Source organism: Hymenobacter glacialis (assembly GCF_001816165.1).
Classification (GTDB): domain Bacteria; phylum Bacteroidota; class Bacteroidia; order Cytophagales; family Hymenobacteraceae; genus Hymenobacter; species Hymenobacter glacialis.
The window spans coordinates 1-20,737 of record NZ_MDZC01000077.1 but is presented as its reverse complement, the minus strand read 5'-3'; the positions used below and the strand labels follow the sequence as shown (position 1 = coordinate 20,737).

Genomic DNA, 20,737 nt, shown 5'->3' with positions numbered 1-20,737 from the left:
TCCAAAAGAGAGGGGCAGCCGGCTCTTGAGAACGATTCAACTGGGAGCATTTCCGGTGCCCCCTCTCTTTTGGAGAGGGGGTCAGGGGGTGAGGTTACGCCGGGGGCGGTATCTGGCCACGTTGAACTCCTCTTTACCCAAAAAGACATCCCGGCCCTGCGCTACAACGCCGAAGAAGGCGCTTATACCACCGAACTCCTCCCCGGCCACGCCGCCGATGCGGTGCTGAGCTACGACGAAAGCACATGCTACCTGACGCTGCAGCTGGTGGAGCAGGCCCTGCGCGACGGCTACAAGCTGGCCGACGTGGCGGTGCTGTGCCGCACGCGCTACGCCAGCAAAATCATTGCTAAATTCCTCAAGGAGCGGGGGTATGCCATTATCTCGGCCGATTCGTTGACGCTGGAGTTTGCGGAAGTCGTGAACCTGCTGGTGAGCATCCTGCGGGTGCTTCATCAGCCGGCCGATACGCTGGCCCGCGCCGAAGCCCTGCTGCTGGTGGACAGGGTGGTGCGCGGCCTGGCCCCTACCCCGGCCCGCGCCCGGCACATTGCCGCAATAGCCAACGAGCACCACGGCAAGCCGTTTTTTGACGAGCTCCGGGACTTGGGGTACGACGTGCGAGAGGACGAAACGGGCAACCTGGGCCTCTACGAGCTGGCCGAGCGGCTGCTGAACCTGTTTGGGCTACTGGGACGCAACGGGGAAAGCGACTACCTGTTTCGGTTCCTGGATTTGACGCTGGAATACAGTCTGAAATCTGGCAACAACCTTGGAAATTTTCTCGCGCACTGGGAGGAGCGCAAGGGGCGCATCAGCATCAACGCGCCGGGTGGGCGCGAGGCCATTACCATCACCACGGTACACAAGGCCAAGGGACTGGCGTATGGCGTGGTCATCGTGCCGTTTGCCGACTGGAGCCTAAAGCCGCACCGCGGCACCCTGCTCTGGGGCCACCTCGAAGCGCAGGACAAGCCCCTGGCAGCCATGCCGGATGTGGCCGTGGTAAGCCTCAATAAAGGCATTCAGCAAACGGCCCTGGCGGCGCAGTACGACGAAGAGCGGGAAAAAACCTTCCTGGAAGGACTCAACACGCTGTACGTGGCCTTCACCCGGCCGCGCCACCGGCTGTACGTCATCAGCAAGCGGCCTGAAACAAAAAAAACCACCAAGAGCAGCGACGACGCGGTGGCCGGTGCGCCCCTGGGCCTGGCCCGCAACGTAGCCGACCTGTTGCACGGCTACCTGCTGGACCGCGGCGAGTGGCAGGAGGAACAAGCGTCTTTCATCCTCTCAAAAGGCACCCCGTCCAGGAAAATAATTAATAATTCAGAATTGATACTTAATAATTATACCCTAGCTAACCTGGAATCGGCCCCGTGGGAAGACCGACTGAAACTGCGCCGGCACGCCACTACCCTCTTCGATTTTGACGAGCAGCAGGCCCAGGGCGAGTGGGACCGCAAGCTGCACTACGCCCTGCGCCGGCTGCTGACGGCTGCCGACGTGGGCCGGGTAGCCAGCCAGCTCGTAGCCGAAGGCATCCTCAGCGCCAAGGAGCGCCCGGAGCTGGTGGCCAGCCTGGAACGGCTGGTGAGCGACCCGCGCCTGGCGCCTTACTTCGCGCCCCACCTGAGTGTGGAAACGGAGCGGGAAATATTGGTGGGTGGCGTGAAGCTGCGCGATTACAAACCCGACCGCGTGGTGCTGGCCCCTTCGCTGGAGGCGCACAACCGCATGGGCGGGCGGGTAACGATGCTGGACTTCCGGCTGCCGCCGCCGCATGAAAAGCACAAGCGACTGCTACGCAACTACGCCACGTTGTTTGAGGCGCTGGGTTACGCCGAGGTACGAGGTATAATTTACTACTTCGGTACGGGGGAGGTGGTGGAGGTATGAGGCCGCCTGGGTGGACTGAGGGCGACGTCCTCGGCCTGCGTTCCCGACCTTTGTGCCCATGCATACCCTAGAACAACTGCGCTCCGGCAAGCTGGCGGGCACCCAGCGCCTGGATTTGGCCGAAGGACTGACTGAATTCCCAAGGGAAATACTGGACCTGGCCGATACGCTGGAGGTGCTCAACCTGACGGGCAACGCCCTGAGCACCTTGCCCGACGACCTGGGCCGGCTGCGAAAGCTGCGCGTACTTTTTTGCTCCAATAACCAATTTACCGAAGTGCCCGCCGTACTGGGCCAGTGCCCGCAGCTGCGTATGGTGGGCTTCAAGGCCAACCGCATTCGCACGCTGCCCGCGGCGGCCCTCCCGCCGGCGCTGCGCTGGCTCATTCTCACCGACAACCAGCTGCAAGCCCTCCCCCGCGAGATTGGCGCGTGCTCGGAGCTGCAAAAGCTCATGCTGGCCGGCAATCAGTTGCGGGAGCTACCCGACAGCCTGGCGGCTTGCACGCGGCTGGAGCTGCTGCGCATTGCCGCCAACCAGTTTGAGGCGCTGCCCGAGTGGCTGCTGCGCATGCCGCGGCTCAGCTGGCTGGCTTACGCCGGCAACCCATTTGCGGAGCCGGCGCAAGCGGCAGCGCTGGAGCGGCACCCCATTGGCACCATAGCCTGGGGCCAGCTGCAGCTGGAGCAGCAGCTGGGCGAGGGCGCGTCGGGCGTTATCCACCAGGCCCGGCTGCGCCGGGAGGGCGCCGCGGCGGAATCCGTGGCCGTGAAGCTGTTTAAAGGGGCGCTGACCAGCGACGGGCTGCCGCAGAGCGAGATGGCGGCCTGCATCAGCGCCGGCGCGCACCCCAACCTCATTGGCCTCATTGGCAAAGTGAGCGAGCCGGCGGCCAGGGCTGAGGGTTTGGTGCTGGAGCTCATCAGCCCGGCCTTTGGCAACCTGGCTGGCCCGCCCAGCTTCGAAACATGCACGCGCGATGTGTATGCCGCCACCGCTTCGTTTGGGCTGGAAACGGTGCTGCGCACTGCTACCGGCATTGCGGGCGCGGCGGCGCACCTTCACGCGCAGGGCATCCTGCACGGCGATTTGTACGCGCACAATATCCTGGTAACGGCAACTGGCGAGGCGCTGCTGGGAGACTTTGGGGCGGCGTGCTTTTTTGACGCTCACCAGACCCAGCCGGGCCAGGCTCTGCAGCAGCTGGAAGCCCGGGCTTTTGGCTGCCTGCTGGAAGAGCTATTGAAGCGCTGCGTGGCTCCGCCTGCGGCCGCTACCACCGCGGTGGCGCTGTGGAAGTTGCAGCGGCAATGCGCTCAGCCGGAAGTTGCGGCGCGGCCGTTGTTTCCGGAGATTTATGCGGCCTTGAGTAGTTTGCAACGGGTGGTTAGCGGGGAGGTTGCGGGGTAGCTCACTCCTTTAAAGCAGGGTATTCAAAAAAGGCCGTCATGCTGAGTGCAGCCGAAGCATCTCTAACACAATAGTAACCAAATTACTTGCGCGGTAGAGATGCTTCGGCTGCGCTCAGCATGACCGTTTATTTTTTGCCGATTCGAAGCACCGCTTCGCGCTACTATTTGCCGTTTGCGGCTTCCAAGGCAATGCGGGTGGGAGTTTGCTGGCCAGCCACGATGCCGCTGGCGCTTTGCGCAATGGCTTGGATGATGGCCGTCATGTTGGGCAGATTCAGGCTTTCGACCTCGTCGTTGACGGTGTGGTACAGCTTATCGTCCGGAATCTGGTCGCTGCTGATGGTGTGGGCCGGCACGCCAAGCTTGGCCAGGGTGGCGTTGTCGGAGCGGTAAAACAGGTTTTGGGCGGGGTACGGGTCGGGCTCGAAGCGGAACCTGCTGCCTTGCAAATTGGCCTGGAGAAGCTTGCCGAAATCGGACTTGTCGAAGCCGGTGATGAAGGCCGTGTTGGGGCCAAACTTGGCAATTTTGCCTATCATTTCAATGTTGAACATGGCCACAACTTGGTTGGGGTCGAGCTGTTTCGAAAAATGCTGAGCGCCAAAGCCGCCAACTTCCTCGGCTGCAAATGCCGTGAAGATGAGCGGACGGGCGTTGTCGTTTTTCTGTTTGAAATACTCGGCCAGGGCTACCACGGCGGTGGTACCGCTGGCGTCGTCGTCGGCCCCGTTGGCAATGGAGTCGCCCTCGAGTGGCTTCACAATGCCCAAATGGTCGTAATGACCCGAGAACACCACTTTTTCGCGGCTGCGGGCGGTGTCACGGCCGGGCAGCATGCCTACCACATTGCGCAGCTCCACGGTGCGCTGGTTGGTGGTGGCCCGCACTTGAAACTTAAAGTCCTTGCTTGCCGCAGGGGTCATTAGCACCACGCTTGAGAACCCGTTGCCCGCCAGCGACGTGCGCATACGCGGCTGCAGCATGAAATTGCGCAGGTTTTTGAACGCCTCGGCGTGCGCGGGGTCAAGCAGCACCAGCAGGTTTTGGCTGGGACGCGTGATGCGCCGGGCAAACTCCATGGGCTTCTGGTCGGGCCCGATGGTGAGGATTTCCAGGGCCGGTGTTTGATTGGTCCATTCCAGTTGGGACTGGGTAGTGAAAGCCAGCAGCTGCGCGGCCGGCACGGCCGTACCGTTGAGGCTCGCGCTCATAGCCCCCACAGCCGTCTCATACACCGGAAAAACCTGTTCGAAACCAGTGGCACCGGGCAGGGGCTGCAAGCCAATGCGCTGGAATTCGGCAGCCAGAAACTGTGCGGCTTTGAGGCCACCGGGCTGCCCCGTGCCCCTGCCCTGCATGTCGTCGGCGGCCAGGGCAGTAACCACCCGCGCCACAGTCACGGCTGATACCAGCGGGCTGATTGGTGCCTTGCTTTTTTTGCGCTTTTGGGCAGCTCCAGATAAGGTGGCCAGCACCAGTACCAGGGTGAGCAGGTTGCGTTTCATAGAATCAATAAGGAAGCTTTAGGAGCAGGACCCGAGGCTAAATCGCCGCGCTACCCGGCGCAAACATAAGGCCGATACGAATGAATAAGAATGGGCCGATGCATCCCTTCTGCATCTAATAGCCACGGCGGGACATGGCATTCGTAGCCTTGGTTTCGTCGGTCGGGTGTCGGTCGCGAGCCGGTGGGCAAAAGGTTTTGGGTGGTTTTCTTCGGCACACTGGTTTGAACTTACTGCGCGTCCTGCTGGCATAATGCTGCACTATGCGGCTTCATTATAAAATAAATCCAAGATTATTCGCTATAACCCAACCAAAATTGAACCATGCCGTAGGGCGCCGGGTCTTTGGGGCATGCGAAAGACCACTCTGCTGGCCGCCGCCGCCCTTCTGGGCAGCCCTGGCCTCACCCTGGCCCAGAACACGCCGGAAGAAAACAACCCCAACGTTGACGCTCCTTTTGTGCGAAACATTCGCGCCGACCGGCCCGGACAAACCATAACCGCCCAAGTACTGCGGGCGGGTCGCTTCCAACTCGAAGCGGGCGCGCAGCACACCGCCCCCAATGCCGGGCAAAGTATGCTGAGTACCGGCGCAATCCTGCGCGTGGGGTTTTTCAATAGCATGGAACTGCGCGTGAATCAGCCCTACTTCAATCGCTTTACCCGCACCAACCCCGAATCTGGCCAAACTGAGTCGGCCGCGGGATGGGCTCCATTGGTACTGGGGGCCAAGTTTATGGTTTCGCCCAATTTTGACACCCGCACGCAGGTGGCCATTCTGGTAGAGTCGGCCATGCCCAATACCGGCGACAAGACATTGGCCACCAACAGCCTGGCTCCCAGCGCCCGCCTACTCATCAGCGAGCAGTTGGGCCAGCGCTTCGGCCTGGAAGCAAACTTCGGTTTTACCCAGCCTGGCCTTAAAGTCGCTGACATCGAGAAAGGGCAGTTTCTGGGAACGCTGGCCCTGAACGGCCCACTCACCAGCAAAACCGGTTTTTTTGTGGAAGGCTACGGCGCGGGGCGCGGGGCCCTCACCACGGGCACTACGGCGGGCTTGTACTGGCGCCCTCTGCCGCAGGTACGGCTCGACGTGAACGCGGGGCGCGTGCTGGGCGGCACCGCTAGCGGCACGTCCACAGTAGGCGCTGGCCTGGTAGTAAAGATGGGCAAATAGCGTTTTCTCTTGAAAAAGTTGAGAGGAGGGGTAATGAAGCCTTCGGCTCCTGACACAGGAGCCGAAGGCTTCATTACCCCTCCTCTCAACTTTTTATTCCAGCGTAATCACCAGGTCGTCGGCCTGCACGCGGCTGCCTTCGCCCAGGGCAATGGAGGCCACCGTTACGTCGTGCGGGGCAGTGATGGTGGTTTCCATTTTCATGGCTTCGATGACGAACAGCGGCGTGTTCTTGGCAACGGCCTGGCCGGGTTTCACCAGCACTTTGCTGAGCATGCCCTGGAGCGGGGCGCCCACTTGCAGCGGGTTGGCCTTGTCGGCCTTGGCGTTGCTCACTTTGGTGACGGCCACGGCGTGGTCGCGCACCTGCAGGTTGCGGGTCTGGCCATTAAGGGTGAAAAAGATGGTACGGTAGCCGTCTTCGTTCAGCGTGCCCACCGACTCCAGCCGCACGATAACCGACTTGCCGCGGGCAATTTCGATGATGGTTTCTTCGCCCGGCTGCAGGCCGTAGAAAAACACCGAAGTAGGCACCTTGCTCACGTCGCCAAACTGCAGGCGGTGCGCCCAGTACTCCTCAAATACCTTCGGGTACAGCAGCGAGGAGAGCATGTCCGTAAATTTCGCGCCGGGAAATTTTTCCTGGAACGCCTTCCACTCCTTGTTGAAATTGATGGGCTTGAGGTGCTCATTGGGGCGGTCCGTGAACGGGGCCTCGTTCTTGAGAATGAGCTTCTGCAGCTCGGCCGGCCAGCCGCCTTCGGGCTGGCCGATGTCGCCGCGAAACAGGTCGCGCACGGACTCGGGAAAGCTCAGGGTTTCGCCTTTCTCCATCACATCGGCGGGCGTCAGGCCGTTCGACACCATGAACAGGGCCATGTCGCCCACCACTTTGCTGCTGGGCGTCACCTTCACGATGTCGCCAAACATGTCGTTCACGTCGGCGAAGCGCTGCTTCACTTCCTCAAATTTATCAAGCAGGCCCAGCGACGAGGCCTGCGGGCGCAGGTTGGAGTACTGCCCACCCGGTATTTCGTGTTGAAATACCTCCGAAGTGCCCGCTTTCAGGCCCGACTCGAAGGGGTAGTACATTTCCCGCACCGCTTCCCAGTAGTTGCTGAATTCGTTGAGCGACTGCTGGTTGAACTCGCGGTGGCGCGGCGTGTGGCGCAGCATTTCCACCACCGAGTTGAAGTTGGGCTGGGAAGTGAGGCCCGAGAGCGAACCCAATGCCACGTCGATGACATTCACGCCGGCTTCCACGGCTTTCATATAGGTGGCCACCTGCAGCGACGACGTGTCGTGGGTGTGCAGGTGAATGGGCAGCTTCACGGTGTCGCGCAGGCCGGCAATGAGCTCGGTGGCGGCGTAGGGCTTCAGCAGGCCGGCCATGTCCTTGATGCAGAGGATGTGCGCACCGGCATCTTCCAGCTGCTTGGCCAGCTTCAGGTAGTAGTCGAGGGTGTATTTGGTGCGGCTGGGGTCCAGGATGTCGCCGGTGTAGCAAATGCAGGCCTCGGCCAGCCGGTCGGTCTTGTTGCGCACGAAGCCGATGCAGGCCTCCATGCCCTTGAGCCAGTTCAGCGAGTCGAAAATGCGGAATACGTCGACGCCGGTTTCGGCGGCCTGCTGCACAAACCGCTCGGTGAGGTTGTCGGGATAGGCCTTGTAGCCCACGCCGTTGGCGCCGCGAATGAGCATTTGCAGCAGGATGTTGGGCACGGCGGCGCGCAGGCGGGCCAGCCGCTCCCAGGGGTCTTCGTGCAGGAAGCGCAAGGCCACGTCGAAGGTGGCGCCGCCCCATACCTCCAAGCTGAAGGTTTGGGGGTGCTGCTGGGCATAGGCGCCCGCCACTTTCATCATATCCCAGGTGCGCATGCGGGTGGCCAGCAGGCTCTGGTGGGCGTCGCGCAAGGTAGTGTCGGTGTAATGAATGAGCGGCTCGTCGCGCAACCACTTAGAGAAGCCTTCGGGGCCCAGCTCGTGCAGCTTCTGCTTGGTGCCGGGAGCGGGGGCGGCGTGGTCGGCGTGCGGCAGGTGCGGCCGGCGCGGGTTATGGCGCGGGTCGAGCAGGTTCTTCACGTCGGGGTTGCCGTTCACTACCACGTCGCCCACGAAGCTGAGCAGGCGCGTGGCCCGGTCCTGCCGGGCGTCGAACTTGAACAGGTCGGCGTGGTCCTTTATGAAGTCCACAGTGGCCAGGCCCTGCTGAAAATCCTCGTGGCCGATGATGTTCTTGAGGAACTGAATGTTGGTTTGCACGCCGCGCACCCGGAACTCGTCGAGGGCCCGCAGCATTTTTTGGGCAGCGCTGTGCAGCGTGGGGGCATGGGCCGAAATCTTCACCAGCATCGAGTCGAAGAACGGCGACACCACCACGCCCTGGTACACCGAGCCCTCGTCGAGCCGGATGCCGAAACCGCCTGCCGCGCGGTAGGCCACAATGGTACCGTAGTCGGGCTTAAAGTCGTTTTCGGGGTTTTCGGTGGTCACGCGGCACTGCACCGCAAAGCCCGTGCGCATGGGTTTCACATCGGGTCCCAGCCCAATTTCAGGGTCGCTGAGCTTGAAGCCGGCAGCAATGAAAATCTGGGTTTTAATCAGGTCGATGCCCGTAATCATCTCCGTCACGGTGTGCTCCACCTGAATACGGGGGTTCACTTCGATAAAATAGATGCGGTCATGCTCGGGGTTTACCAGGAATTCCACGGTGCCCACGTTGTCGTAGCCCACAGCCCGGCCAATGCGCAGGGCGTACTCATATAAGAGGTGGCGCTGGTGGTCGGGCAGGTTCATGGCCGGGGCCACTTCCACCACTTTCTGGAAGCGGCGCTGCACCGAGCAGTCGCGCTCATACAGGTGCACAAGGTTGCCGTGCTGGTCGCCCACCAGCTGCACCTCAATGTGCTTGGGGCGCTCCACAAATTTCTCCAGAAACACCGTATCGTCGCCAAAGGCGTTCAGGGCCTCGTTGCGTGCTTCGAAAAAGCCTTTCTCCAGCTGCTCGTCGTCCCGAATCACGCGCATGCCGCGGCCGCCGCCGCCGCTGGCCGCCTTCAGCATCACGGGGTAGCCAATGCGCTGGGCTTCGGTGCGGGCAGTTTCAAAATCCACCAGTTCGGCTTCGCTGCTTTCAATCTGGGGCACCTGGCATTGCTGGGCTACCGCCTTGGCGCGCACTTTGTCGCCGAGGGCCTCCATCACCTCGGGGCGGGGGCCCACGAAGATGATGCCTTCTTCGGCGCAGCGACGCGAGAGCGTGGCGTTTTCCGACAGGAAGCCGTATCCGGGGTGAATGGCGTTGGCCCCGTTCTCCTTTGCCGCGCGCAAAATGGCCTCAATGTCGAGGTAGGGCTTGAGCGGGTCGTCGTCGCGGCCAATCTGATAGGCCTCATCGGCCTTATAGCGGTGCAGCGAGTACCGGTCCTCGTAGGTGTACACGGCCACCGTGGGAATGTTGAGCTCGGTGGCAGCGCGCATCACGCGAATGGCAATTTCGCCGCGGTTGGCGACCAGTAGTTTAGTTATGTTCATAAGGTGCAGGTGGGATGGACACGCATACGGCGAAACTACTTTAAAGGCTGCGCAAATCGCCTTCCACAATCGTTTGCAGCGCTGGTGTAAGGATTGCTGGTCCCTGTACAGGGGCCATCGCCTCCCTAGCCTGTTGCTACCAGCATGAAGCGCTATTGCTTCGTACCCATTGCACTGTTTATCAGTAAGGCTGCGCTGGTGCAGCCCGGCTTTGGGGCCGCTGGCATCTGCCCTTTACCAGCAGCTGAAGGAATGGCCTGGGCATAGGAAACAGCGCAGAAAACCACAGCGGTTATCAGGCCAATCATTTTAGGGAACGGGTAGTAAGCCCCACCGAAAAGTGCTTCGCGTTGGTCCTCAACCACCGGGGCCGTTTTCTTTTAAAACAAGCGAACGGAGTTGGGGTTAGCAAAGCATTCTTCCCGCTAAGCATCTCCCGCATGGATTTCACCGACAAAAACATTCTACTTATTGGGGCTTCCTCGGGCATCGGCCTTGCCACGGCCCAGTTGCTCAGCAAGCTTGAGGTAAACCTGTTTACCGCCTCGCGGCACCTCTCGCCGGAGCTGGAGGCCCTGGGCACCACGCACATCGCCTACGACGCCACGCAGCCCGTGGGCACCGCTTTCGATGGCCTGCCCGAAGTACTGCACGGCGTGGCCTACTTCCCCGGCAGCATCAAGCTGCGGCCGTTTGAGCGCATTCCCAGCGAAGATTTTCAGGCTGATTTCGACCTGAACGTGCTCGGCGCGGTACGGGTGCTGCAAGCCACCATCAAGCGCCTCAAAAAGGCCGAAGGCACGGCGTCGGTGGTGCTGTTCAGCACCGTAGCGGCCGATACGGGCATGAGCTTCCACACCAGCATTGCCACGGCCAAAGCCGCCGTGGAAGGCCTAACCCGCTCCCTGGCCGCCGAATACGCCGCCAGCGGCGTGCGCGTGAATTGCATCGCGCCCTCGCTCACCAACACGCCGCTGGCTGCGGCGCTGCTCAACTCGCCCGAGAAGGTGGAGGCCGGCGGCAAGCGCCATCCCCTACAGCGCATCGGCCAGCCCCAGGACCTGGCCTACACCGCGTCGTTCCTGCTCTCCGACCACAGCTCGTTTGTGACCGGCCAGGTGCTGGCCGTGGACGGCGGCATGGGAAAACTTAAATAAGCCGCATTCAGTACAATCGGGGATGAAAATCTGCATCTTCTGGCACCGCCGCGACCTACGCTTTCACGACAATGCCGGCCTGGCGGCGGCGCTGGAAAGCGGCTTGCCCGTGGTACCGCTCTTCATCTACGACTCGGATATTCTGGATTACCTACCGGATAAGGCCGATGCCCGGCTGACGTACATTTTCGATGAAGTGGAGCGGCTGGCGGCGGCTACAGCGGCGGCCGGCGGCGCTTTCCTGGCGCGCTACGGCAAGCCAGTGAACGTACTGGAAGCACTGCTGAAAGAATTTGAGGTGGCCGCCGTGCACACCAACGAGGACTACGAGCCCTACGCCACCCGGCGCGATGCGGAAGTGAGCCGGCTGCTGGCCCAGCACGGCGTGGATTTCCTGCTCTATAAAGACCAGGTCATTTTCGCTAAAGACGAGATAATGACCAAGTCGGGCACGGTACCCAAGGTTTTTGGGGCGTACCACAAGACCTATCTGGCTCGGTTGACTGACGAAATGCTGCTGCCCTACGGCTCGGCAGAGGCCTTTGTGAAGGCGAACCTGGCCGCCCCGAATGCACATGAAGCCGGCCAGCGACCCACGCTCGAAAGCATGGGTTTCGAGCGCAAAGTGCAGTACGTGCCCACCGCCGACCTGCCGGAAGAGGACGTGGTGCGCAACTACCACCACACCCGCAACACGCCCGCCCTGCAAAATGGCACCGCCCGCATTTCGGTGCAACTGCGCTTTGGCACCCTTAGCGTGCGGCAGGTGATGCGGCAGGCCAAGGCACTCAACCCCAAGCTGCTGGCCGAAATCAGTTGGCGCGACTTCTTCATGATGCTGCTCTGGCACTTTCCCGGCACCGCCACCGAAGCCTACGACCCCAAGATGCGGCACGTGCCGTACCGCAACAACGAAGACGAGTTCCGGGCGTGGTGCGAGGGCCGCACCGGCTACCCGCTGGTAGATGCCGGCATGCGCGAGCTCAATGCCACCGGCTACCTGCCCAACCGCGTGCGCATGACCGTGGCGGGCTTTCTGGTAAAGCATCTCTTTATTGACTGGCGCTGGGGCGAGCAGTATTTTGCTGATAAGCTGCTGGACTACGAGTTGGCCAACAACGTGGGCAACTGGCAGTGGATGGCGGGCACCGGCGCCGTTTCGGCCCCCTGGTTCCGGGTGTATAGCCCGGAAAGCCAGCTGGCGCAAGTAGACCCCGATATGACATACGTGAAGCGCTGGGTGCCCGAAGTGGACACCCCCGCCTACCCTGCCCCCGTTGTAGACCACAAGTTTGCGCGCGACCGCGCCGTGGAAGCCATTCGCGCCGCCCGCATCGCCGCCAGCTTGTAGGGTAGACTTACAGCGTTCCTACGTAGCACCACCCCTGAACCACAGCCCGGCCACGCCGGTTATACTACCATGGAAAAGGACCGCATCAAACAAGCCTATCTCGACTTCGTGCTCAACGAGGGCCACCCACCACAATCGGTATTCAAGCTCACGCAGCAGTTGGGCATTGCCGAGCAGGAATTCTATACGCACTACCCCAATTTTGAGGCCATTGACCGGGAATTATGGGCTGATTTTGGCCACCGCGCCCGCACCGCCGCGGCATCTGAGCCCGTGTGGGAAGGCTACAGCAGCCGCGAGAAGCTCTTGGCGTTCTACTACACCCTGCTCGAGATACTAAAGCAAAACCGCTCCTACGCTCTGATGAGCCTGCGCCGCTCGCTCAAGAAAATGCCGGGACTCACGCCTCGGGTGCTCGACGATTTCCGGCAGGACTTTGAGATTTTTGTGAGCGACCTGCTGGCTGCCGGCCGCGTAAGCGGCGAAATTGCCAACCGCCCGCTGGTGCAGGACGGCTATCCCCGCTTTTTCTGGCAGCAGGCGCTGTTCGTGCTCGGTTTCTTTGCCAAGGACGACACTGTGAACTTTGAGCGCACCGACGCCGCCGTGGAAAAAGCCGTGACGCTGAGCTTCGATTTGGTGGGCCGCAATACCCTCGATTCGGCCTTCGATTTTGTGCGCTTCCTGGCGCGCCGATAATTTCAGTGAACAGTTAGCAGTGAGCAATGAACCATCAAGTTCAATGAAATCCTGAACAACTGTTCATTGCTCACTGCCAACTGTTCACTGATTTAATGGACGAACCCCAGACATCCCTGCCTACTACCAAGGTGGCCCGGGCCGCGCGCTTTGCCAAAACCGGACTGAGCGTGGGCGCCAACTACGTAAAGCACTACGCCAAGCGGGCCGTGGGTGCTGATTCCACTACCGACGACCTGCACGCCGCCAACGCGGCCGAACTGTACGGAGCCCTGAGCGAGATGAAGGGCTCGGTGCTAAAAGTGGCCCAAATGATGGCCATGGAGAAGAACCTCCTCCCCACCGCCTACGCCGACCAGTTTGCCAAGGCCCAGTACCAAACCCCGCCCCTCTCCGGGCCGCTGGTGGTGAAGGCTTTCCGGGATGCCTTTGGGCAGTCGCCGTACACGCTGTACGAGGAGTTTGAGCCCGAGGCGCGGCAGGCGGCCAGCATCGGGCAGGTGCACCGCGCGAAGAAAGACGGGCGCCAGCTGGCCGTGAAGGTGCAGTACCCGGGCGTGGCGGCAAGCATAAAATCCGACATCAACCTGGTGAAGCCCATTGCCCTGCGCGTGATGGGCCTGAGCGAAAGCCAGGTGCGGCCCTACCTGGAAGAAGTGGAAGCACGCCTGCTGGAAGAAACCGATTATGCCCTGGAGCTGCGGCGGGGCCAGGAAATGGCCGCCAGCTGCGCGCACCTGCCGCACCTGCAGTTCCCCGCCTACTACCCCGAGCTGTCCCGGGTCCGCATCCTGACGATGGACTGGCTGCCGGGCCAGCACATGAAGGAATTCCTGGCCACCAAGCCCAGCCATGAGGTGCGCAATCAGCTAGGCCAGGCGCTGTGGGACTTCTACCAGTTTCAGCTCAACGCCCTCCACCAGGTACACGCCGACCCGCACCCCGGCAACTTCCTGCTGAGCACGGACAACGGCGGCACCGTGGGCGTGCTCGACTTTGGCTGCGTGAAAGAAGTACCTATTGACGTGTACACCCTGTTCACGGCCCTGCTGGCACCCGAAACCTTTGCCGATGAAAGCATTCTGGAGGGCCTCCTGGCCGAAGCCGGCGTGCTGCGCCCCACCGACCCGGCCGCGTTGCGCGCCCTCTACCTGCGCACCCTGCGCGTGTCGCTGGAGCTGGTGGGCCGACCCTTCCGGCAGGCCATCTTCGACTTCGGCGACCCCACTTACGTGCAGAGCCTCTACGCCCTGGGCGATGACCTGATGGCCGACCCGGACCTCAAAAAGCAGCGCGAACCCCGTGGCTCGGCTCACTTTATCTACCTCAACCGCACGTACGTAGGCCTATTTGCGCTGCTCACCGAGTTGGGAGCGGTGGTAGCAACCAACGTAACTGCTGCGGTGGCAGAAGCCCGGTAGCACACCCACCGGACTCACTCCTGCGGCCCAGCCGCCGCTACCTTCGCGGCCATGAACCTACGGGCGGAACTACTGCGGGAACACTCGGCGCGGCAGACCCGGCGCTTGACCGACTACGCCTGCACGCACCCCAAATATCTCGCTGAGCTGCTCCGGGTGTTTTGGTACGGTACTCCGCGGGAACGGCAGCTGGCGGCCGATGTGCTGGGCCTGGCCGGGCAGCAGCGGCCGGCGTGGCTGGTGCCGCACCTGCCCGGGCTGCTGGCCGCCGCCCAGCCAGGCCAGGTAAAGCAGCACCCGGCCGTGCGGCGGAGCGTGGTGCGGGTACTGTAGTTCGTGGCGGTGCCCGAAGAATGGCAGGCCCGGGCCTTCGACCTGTGCCTGGGGCTGCTGCTGGCGCCCGCCGAGCCCGTGGGCATCAGAGTGTATGCCCTGACCGCGGCCACGCGTTTGGCGGGCGCCTACCCGGAACTTGCCGCCGAGCTGTTGGTCGCTATTGAGAACGTATTGAGCACCACCACTTCGGCAGCACTATACAGCCGGGCGGCACGCGAAACACCAAAACTTTGTGCCGTTACCCGGGACGTTTTGCCCGGTTAGCTGCTGGCTTGGCTCAGTCATACGTTCGCCTCCTCTGGGCGAAGCCATGGGCTTGGCCGAGGCCAGCCGGAACCAACAAGGGCCAATGGCGGCGGGCCGTCCACCGGTAATCGGGCTGGCCGGTGCGGCTACCTTAATTGCCCACCGCCATGCAACCATACTTGCTACGCGTTGCCCTTGTCGGAAGCATACACCCCTGGTCCGAATTGCCTCCTACTGTACCATCCCCAAAAAGATTTGGGTTTTAATGACCTGTGAACAGGTTAATTTGCAGGATAATAAACTCACTTGGGGAAAGAACAAAAAGTACACCTTTGGTTTTACCTGCCGTTAGTTTTTTTAGCTAAAATCACCAAATAAACACAACCCAGTAGATTCACATGAAGAAAGAGTTACTACTAATAGGTCTGTTTACCACCCTTAGCAGCCTAGCTTACAGCCAGACCAGCCCGACGCCTGGCCCGGTTCCTACCGCCACCGATTCGGTAAAAAAAGTGGCGGGTGCCGCCGGCCTGCAGGGCAATGCCACCAAAAAATCTGAGCCCAAACCCTACAAAACGGTAATTACCGACAAGGCAATTACCAAAGCCGGCTTTTTTAAAGTCCACAAAGTCGACGATAAGTATTTTTTCGAGATGGCCGATTCGGTTATGGGTCGGGAAATACTGGTGGTTAACCGGATTTCGAAAGCCGGTGCCGAAGTGCGGGCTGCTGCTGGTTACGCCGGCGACCAGATTGGCAGTTCGGTCATTCAATTCGTGAAAGGGCCGAATAACCGCGTTTTTCTGCGCAAAATATCGTTTAGCACCTACAGCCCCGATAGCACCAAGGCCATGTACCAGGCCGTGCAGCGCTCTAATATCCAGGCCATTGTAGCAGCATTTAATATTGCCGCTTATACCCCCAATAATAAAGGCAGCGTAATTGATATCACCGATTATATTAACGGTGAAAATGAGATATTTTCTTTTAGTTCGGCAGCCGCCAAATCCCGCATCCGGCTGGGTGATTTTATTGGCGACCGGAGTTATATCGAAAACGTACGCAGTTTCCCAACCAACGTCGAAGTAACTACGGTTAAAACCTACGCGCTGACCCCGGCCCCTACCTCGGCCTCGGGCGGCCCCGGAATGCCGGCGGCGGGGAGTGGAGCGAAGAACTTGACTGGTTCGGCCACCATTGAAGTGAACACGTCGCTGGTGGTTTTGCCTAAAAAGCCCATGCAGCCCCGCTACTTCGACCCGAGGGTAGGTTATTTTACCGTGGGCTATACCGATTTTGATACCAACCCGCAGGGCGTAAAGGAAATTCAGATGGTGAAACGCTGGCGCCTGGAACCCAAACCCCAGGATGTGGCCCGTTACAATAGAGGAGAATTGGTTGAGCCACGCGAGCCGATAGTGTTTTACATCGACCCGGCTACGCCCAAAAAATGGGTGCCTTACCTGATAGCGGGTGTAAACGACTGGCAGAAAGCTTTCGAAAAAGCAGGTTTTAAAAATGCCATTATTGGCAAATTGGCCCCCACTGCAAAAGAAAATCCGAACTGGAGTCTCGACGATGCCCGGCACTCGGCGATTGTTTATAAACCTTCAGAAATTTCCAATGCCAGCGGCCCCAGTATCTCGGACCCCCGCAGCGGCGAAATAATGGAAAGCCACATCAACTGGTACCATAACGTAATGAAACTGGTGCACGACTGGTACATGATTCAGGCTTCGGCGGTTGACCCACGGGCCCGGAAAATGGAATTCAGCGACGAACTGATGGGCGACTTGATTAGGTTTGTTTCGTCACACGAGGTGGGCCACACCATTGGATTGCGCCATAACTACGGCTCCAGCTCCACGGTACCCGTGGAAAAGCTGCGAGATAAAAAGTGGGTAGAAGCTAACGGGCATACGCCTTCTATCATGGATTACGCCCGCTTCAACTACGTAGCCCAGCCCGGAGACAATATCACCACGAAAGGCATTTACCCGCGCATCGGCGATTATGATTTGTGGGCGATAGAGTGGGGCTATAAAATATTGCCGAATGCCAAAAACGCCGCCGACGAGGTAGGCACTTTAAATAAATTAACGGTAGCAAAATTAAAAAACCGCCGCAACTGGTTTGGCACTGAATCCAACCCGAACGACCCGCACTCGCAAAACGAAGATTTAGGCGATAACGCCATGAAAGCCAGCGAGTACGGCATCAAAAACTTACAATACATATTAAATAAACTGCCCGAGTGGACCCACGAGCCCAACGAAGACTACAAAAATCTGGAAATCATGTACGGGCAGTTAACTGCGCAATACAACCGCTATTTGGGCCACGTGGCCAAAAATATCGGGGGCATTTACGAAAATCCGAAAACGGTTGACCAGGCCGGCCCGGTTTACGAACGCACTCCGGCGGATACGCAAAAAGAAGCGCTGGCTTTTTTAGACAAGAATCTATTTACTACGCCTTTGTGGCTAGTAGACAAGCCGGTGTTGGATAATATTGGCGGCAACCCTTTAACAGTGGTGTCGCGGAGTCAGGAAACTATCCTTTCACGCTTAATCAGCAACAACACGCTTTCTAAGCTAATTGCCGGTGAGGCCTTTGATGAAGACAAAGCGTATAAAATAACTACATTTTTTACGGATATAAATAGTTCGATTTTCAAAGAGGTTAAAGTCAACCAACCTGTTGATGTATACCGCCGCAACCTGCAGAAAATTTATGTTGAGAAGCTGATAGAACTGATTAAACCCGCGCCAGTTTCTCCGGCAGGTATGCCATCTTCTGGCAACGCTACGGCCGCCGCTATCATGAAACAAGGCGATGTTGTTTCAGTGGCCAAAGCTGAGTTACGCAACATTAATGCGCTCGTAAAATCTTCGCTACCTAACCAAAAAGATTCTTTAAGCAGCTACCATTTGCAGGATATTTCGGACAGGATAGAGCAAGCCCTTAATCCGAAGGGTTAAAGAAAAACAAATGCTTCAAAAAAGAGCTGCCCCTTATTTTAGGAGCAGCTCTTTTCTGCGCTTACGCCACGGCCAGCATGCCGGCCAGCTCGGCCACACAGTCGGTGAGCTGCTCCCAGGCGGGGAGCACGAAGTACTGGCTTTGGTAGCGCGTGCCGCTCACCGGCGTGCCCAGCACCGTGGCCAGGTCGAACACGAGGCGGGGCGTGTTCTCGTTCACGCAGTGGTGGATTTCACCGGCCGAGGAGAGCAGGCCCGCGCCGTACAGTCGCGGCTGCCCTTCGTGCTGCACCAAGCCAAACTCGGCGGTGAAGAAGTACAGCGCCCAGAGCTGCTCCCGGGCCGGCGAACCTGCCGGCTGCGCCCGATATGCCTGCCCCAGCATGTGCAGGAAATCGGCCAGGCCCTCGTCGAGCAGCATGGGAACGTGCCCGAACAGGTCGTGGAACAGGTCGGGATGCGGACTGAAATCAAACGCGTGCATCGGCCGGATGCGGGTCACGATGGGAAACCGCCGCTCGGCCAGCAACTCAAAAAACGCCGCTGGCGCGAAAGGCCGCCCCACTGGCACCAGTTCCCAGCCCGTGTTCTCAAACACGGTGGCACTGAGCTCGCCGATGTCCGGGATGGCCTCCCGCTTCATGCCCAGGCGGGCCAGGCCCTCGCTGAAAGCCGGGGCGGCCCGCCGGTGCAGCAGCGCCGTCTGGCGGTCAAACAGAACTTTCCAGATGAGCTGGTCCTGGCCAGTAGTAGTTGCGGAAGGGAGCTTGGGGTACATCATGAGTAGTCGAAAAAAAAGCCCGATATCCTGGCGGATTCGGGCTTTTGAAGGTTTTAGTGAAGTAGTGGCGTCATGCCTTGCTCTTCCTTTCCGCCAATAGCAGCCCACGCTTCCCCTTTTTGGGGCAAGTCATTAGGGTGATAATATTGACGTGTTGGTGACGCATGAGTAAGACGAATATAAGAACCTATTTCAATAATGCAAGTCCCGGCTGCAACCAAATAATTAATAAGCAGAACCGGCCCGGCCCACTAATCCAGCTGACCGCGAAGCTCATACACGCGGCGCAGGTTGCGAATTAACTTGGCCGACTCGTCAAAATTCAAGGTCTGCTGCCCGTCCGAAGCGGCAGTTTCGGGCGTTTCGTGGGTTTCGTAAACAATGCCGTCGGCCCCGGCCAGCACGCCCGCCAGCGCCATGGCCGGCACGTACTCCCGAATGCCAATGCCGTGCGAGGGGTCCACGATTACGGGCAAGTGGCTCTTCTCCTTTAAAATAGGCACCGCGTTTAAATCCAGCGTGTTGCGACTAGCCGTTTCAAATGTACGGATGCCCCGCTCGCACAAAATCAGCTTTTCATTGCCGCCCGAAAACACGTACTCCGCCGACGACAGCAGCTCTTCGATGGTGCCCGAAATGCCCCGTTTAATCATCACGGGCTTGTCCACGCCCCCTAGGGCGTCAAGCAGATTGAAGTTCTGGGTGTTGCGGGCACCCACCTGAAACACGTCCACGAAATCGTGCATTTCCTCCACTTGAGAGACCTGCATCACCTCGGTCATGATTTTGATGCCGCGTTCCTGGGCCATGCTGTAAAACAGCTTGAGGCCGTCCATGCCCAGGCCGCGGAACGAGTAGGGCGACGAGCGGGGCTTGAACACGCCGCCGCGCATCAGGCGCACGCCGTTTTCCACGAGGTGGGCCATCACTTTTTCCATCTGGGCCTCGCTCTCGATGCTGCACGGGCCGGCGCACAGCGCCAGGCTGCCTTCGCCAATGCTTACGCCATCGCCGAGGTCGAGCACGGTGGGCTTCACGCGCCACTTGCGGCTCACCAGCTTGTAGTCGTCGCTCACGCGGTGCACGTCGCGCACACCGGGCAGCTGGCCAATGGTGCGAATGTCCACGTCCTTCTTCCCAATGGCCACCAAGTAGTGCGCGTGCTGGGTCGTGACTTCGGTGGTTTTGTAGCCCTGCTGCTTGAGGTGTTCGGTTATGGCCGGGATTACGGCAGCGTTTTCAAGTTGAATTATCACGGGTAACTAGGAAGTTAACAGAACGTCATGCTGAGCTTGCCGAAGCATCTCTACCGCAGCAGCAAATATGATTACTTGCGCGGTAGAGATGCTTCGGCAAGCTCAGCGTGACGTTCTAATGTGTCTCAAATATTAGTTTTTGATGCTATGCACAAACCGGGCAGCGGCAGCGGGAGCATCAGTCGTGCCCTCTAAAGTCTGGATGAGGGCCGAGCCGATGATGGCGCCATCCGCGTGTTCGCAGGCCCGATTGAAACCGGTTTTATCGGCGATGCCGAAGCCGATGAGGCGGGGCGTAGTCAGGTTCATGGCCTCAATGCGCTCGAAATATTCGCGCTGGGCTTCCACGTCGGGCAGCGTGGTGCCGCCCGTGGTGCCCGGTCCCGAAACCAGGTACAAGAACGCATCCGACAAAGCATCGAGGCGGCGAATGCGGGCCTCCGAGGTTTGGGGTGTGACCAGGAAAACCGCTTTTAGCCTGTACTTCTGGAACATGGGATGGTACATCTCTTCATATTCATCAAGGGGCAGGTCGGGAAGAATGAGGCCGTCCACCCCTACCTCAGCCGCCTTTTTCAGGAAATCCTCCATGCCGAACTGCAGCACCGGATTGAGGTAGCCCATGAGCAGCACGGGCGTTTCGGGCACGGCGGCGCGCAGCTCCTGCAGCTGGCCGAAGAGCACCGGCAGGTTCATGCCATTGGCCAGCGCGGCCGAACTGCTACGCTGAATGACCGGGCCATCGGCCAGCGGGTCCGAAAACGGCATGCCGATTTCGAGGATATCAGCCCCGGCGCCCACCAGGGCTTTGGCCAGCGGCATCGTATCGTGCAGGCTGGGGAAACCAGCCGTGAAGTACATGTTGAGCAGGTTTTTCTTGCTCTTGAAGGCGTTCTGGATGCGATTATTCATGCGTTGGTTCCCGCAGAGGGCGCTGAAGGAGGCGCAGAAGCCGCAGAACGTTCTGCGGCTTCTGCGCCT

The 20,737-nt window shown here is 59.8% G+C and carries 15 protein-coding genes; 10 read left to right on the top strand and 5 right to left on the bottom strand.

Features of this window, described 5'->3' with window-relative positions; genetic code table 11:
• Positions 1-69 precede the first annotated feature (69 nt).
• Together BEN48_RS12110 and BEN48_RS12105 are read left to right on the top strand one after the other, a co-directional pair.
• Entirely contained in the window at positions 70-1,899 is a 1,830-nt protein-coding gene (locus BEN48_RS12110) for a 3'-5' exonuclease (protein WP_070735206.1), read from the top strand.
• Positions 1,900-1,957: 58 nt separating this feature from the next.
• The gene (locus tag BEN48_RS12105; RefSeq protein ID WP_070735205.1) at positions 1,958-3,310 is read left to right on the top strand and encodes a leucine-rich repeat-containing protein kinase family protein; all 1,353 of its coding nucleotides are present in this window, start codon (positions 1,958-1,960) and stop codon (positions 3,308-3,310) included.
• A gap of 163 nt (positions 3,311-3,473) precedes the next feature.
• Here the strand turns inward: BEN48_RS12105 and BEN48_RS12100 are convergent, their stop codons facing one another.
• Positions 3,474-4,817, bottom strand: coding sequence for a M20/M25/M40 family metallo-hydrolase (locus BEN48_RS12100; RefSeq protein WP_070735204.1), 1,344 nt, complete (start codon positions 4,815-4,817; stop codon positions 3,474-3,476).
• A 352-nt stretch (positions 4,818-5,169) separates the two neighbouring features.
• On the opposite strand from BEN48_RS12100, the gene BEN48_RS12095 reads away from it, so the two are divergent.
• Positions 5,170-5,994, top strand: a complete 825-nt coding sequence (locus BEN48_RS12095) for a transporter (RefSeq protein WP_070735203.1) — start codon at positions 5,170-5,172, stop codon at positions 5,992-5,994.
• 93 nt (positions 5,995-6,087) lie between these two features.
• Here BEN48_RS12095 and BEN48_RS12090 read toward each other — a convergent pair whose 3' ends face one another.
• Positions 6,088-9,528 carry a pyruvate carboxylase gene (locus BEN48_RS12090; protein WP_070735202.1) on the bottom strand — a complete coding sequence of 1,147 codons (3,441 nt, stop codon included), beginning with the start codon at positions 9,526-9,528 and terminating at the stop codon, positions 6,088-6,090.
• A gap of 440 nt (positions 9,529-9,968) precedes the next feature.
• On the opposite strand from BEN48_RS12090, the gene BEN48_RS12085 reads away from it, so the two are divergent.
• From BEN48_RS12085 to BEN48_RS12055, 7 genes are all read left to right on the top strand, one after another.
• A complete protein-coding gene (locus BEN48_RS12085) occupies positions 9,969-10,685 on the top strand; it encodes an SDR family NAD(P)-dependent oxidoreductase (protein ID WP_070735201.1) in 717 nt (238 codons plus the stop codon).
• A gap of 22 nt (positions 10,686-10,707) precedes the next feature.
• Positions 10,708-12,036, top strand: a complete 1,329-nt coding sequence (locus tag BEN48_RS12080; RefSeq protein WP_070735200.1) for a cryptochrome/photolyase family protein — start codon at positions 10,708-10,710, stop codon at positions 12,034-12,036.
• 69 nt (positions 12,037-12,105) lie between these two features.
• Positions 12,106-12,735, top strand: a complete 630-nt coding sequence (locus BEN48_RS12075) for a TetR family transcriptional regulator C-terminal domain-containing protein (protein ID WP_070735199.1) — start codon at positions 12,106-12,108, stop codon at positions 12,733-12,735.
• A gap of 95 nt (positions 12,736-12,830) precedes the next feature.
• Positions 12,831-14,156 (top strand): ABC1 kinase family protein, encoded by a 1,326-nt coding sequence (locus BEN48_RS12070; RefSeq protein ID WP_070735198.1) that lies wholly within the window; start codon positions 12,831-12,833, stop codon positions 14,154-14,156.
• Between the two features lie 51 nt (positions 14,157-14,207).
• The gene (locus tag BEN48_RS12065; RefSeq protein ID WP_070735197.1) at positions 14,208-14,489 is read left to right on the top strand and encodes a hypothetical protein; all 282 of its coding nucleotides are present in this window, start codon (positions 14,208-14,210) and stop codon (positions 14,487-14,489) included.
• 9 nt (positions 14,490-14,498) lie between these two features.
• The gene (locus BEN48_RS12060) at positions 14,499-14,756 is read left to right on the top strand and encodes a hypothetical protein (protein WP_125932613.1); all 258 of its coding nucleotides are present in this window, start codon (positions 14,499-14,501) and stop codon (positions 14,754-14,756) included.
• 380 nt (positions 14,757-15,136) lie between these two features.
• Positions 15,137-17,719, top strand: a complete 2,583-nt coding sequence (locus tag BEN48_RS12055) for a zinc-dependent metalloprotease (RefSeq protein ID WP_070735195.1) — start codon at positions 15,137-15,139, stop codon at positions 17,717-17,719.
• A gap of 61 nt (positions 17,720-17,780) precedes the next feature.
• Here the strand turns inward: BEN48_RS12055 and BEN48_RS12050 are convergent, their stop codons facing one another.
• From BEN48_RS12050 to trpA, 3 genes are all read right to left on the bottom strand, one after another.
• Positions 17,781-18,500 carry a hypothetical protein gene (locus BEN48_RS12050; RefSeq protein ID WP_070735194.1) on the bottom strand — a complete coding sequence of 240 codons (720 nt, stop codon included), beginning with the start codon at positions 18,498-18,500 and terminating at the stop codon, positions 17,781-17,783.
• A gap of 251 nt (positions 18,501-18,751) precedes the next feature.
• Entirely contained in the window at positions 18,752-19,756 is a 1,005-nt protein-coding gene (gene aroF, locus BEN48_RS12045) for a 3-deoxy-7-phosphoheptulonate synthase (RefSeq protein WP_070735193.1), read from the bottom strand.
• Positions 19,757-19,888: 132 nt separating this feature from the next.
• A complete protein-coding gene (trpA, locus tag BEN48_RS12040) occupies positions 19,889-20,668 on the bottom strand; it encodes a tryptophan synthase subunit alpha (RefSeq protein WP_070735192.1) in 780 nt (259 codons plus the stop codon).
• Positions 20,669-20,737 lie beyond the last annotated feature (69 nt).

Bases quoted from the DNA above. Each gene is read 5' to 3' on its own strand.
- BEN48_RS12095 (WP_070735203.1), top strand. From the start codon at position 5,170: ATGCGAAAGACCACTCTGCTGGCCGCCGCCGCCCTTCTGGGCAGCCCT.
- BEN48_RS12050 (WP_070735194.1), bottom strand. From the start codon at position 18,500: ATGATGTACCCCAAGCTCCCTTCCGCAACTACTACTGGCCAGGACCAG.
- BEN48_RS12100 (WP_070735204.1), bottom strand. From the start codon at position 4,817: ATGAAACGCAACCTGCTCACCCTGGTACTGGTGCTGGCCACCTTATCT.
- BEN48_RS12070 (WP_070735198.1), top strand. From the start codon at position 12,831: ATGGACGAACCCCAGACATCCCTGCCTACTACCAAGGTGGCCCGGGCC.
- BEN48_RS12085 (WP_070735201.1), top strand. From the start codon at position 9,969: ATGGATTTCACCGACAAAAACATTCTACTTATTGGGGCTTCCTCGGGC.
- BEN48_RS12055 (WP_070735195.1), top strand. From the start codon at position 15,137: ATGAAGAAAGAGTTACTACTAATAGGTCTGTTTACCACCCTTAGCAGC.
- trpA (WP_070735192.1), bottom strand. From the start codon at position 20,668: ATGAATAATCGCATCCAGAACGCCTTCAAGAGCAAGAAAAACCTGCTC.
- BEN48_RS12105 (WP_070735205.1), top strand. From the start codon at position 1,958: ATGCATACCCTAGAACAACTGCGCTCCGGCAAGCTGGCGGGCACCCAG.
- BEN48_RS12090 (WP_070735202.1), bottom strand. From the start codon at position 9,528: ATGAACATAACTAAACTACTGGTCGCCAACCGCGGCGAAATTGCCATT.
- BEN48_RS12075 (WP_070735199.1), top strand. From the start codon at position 12,106: ATGGAAAAGGACCGCATCAAACAAGCCTATCTCGACTTCGTGCTCAAC.
- BEN48_RS12065 (WP_070735197.1), top strand. From the start codon at position 14,208: ATGAACCTACGGGCGGAACTACTGCGGGAACACTCGGCGCGGCAGACC.
- BEN48_RS12080 (WP_070735200.1), top strand. From the start codon at position 10,708: ATGAAAATCTGCATCTTCTGGCACCGCCGCGACCTACGCTTTCACGAC.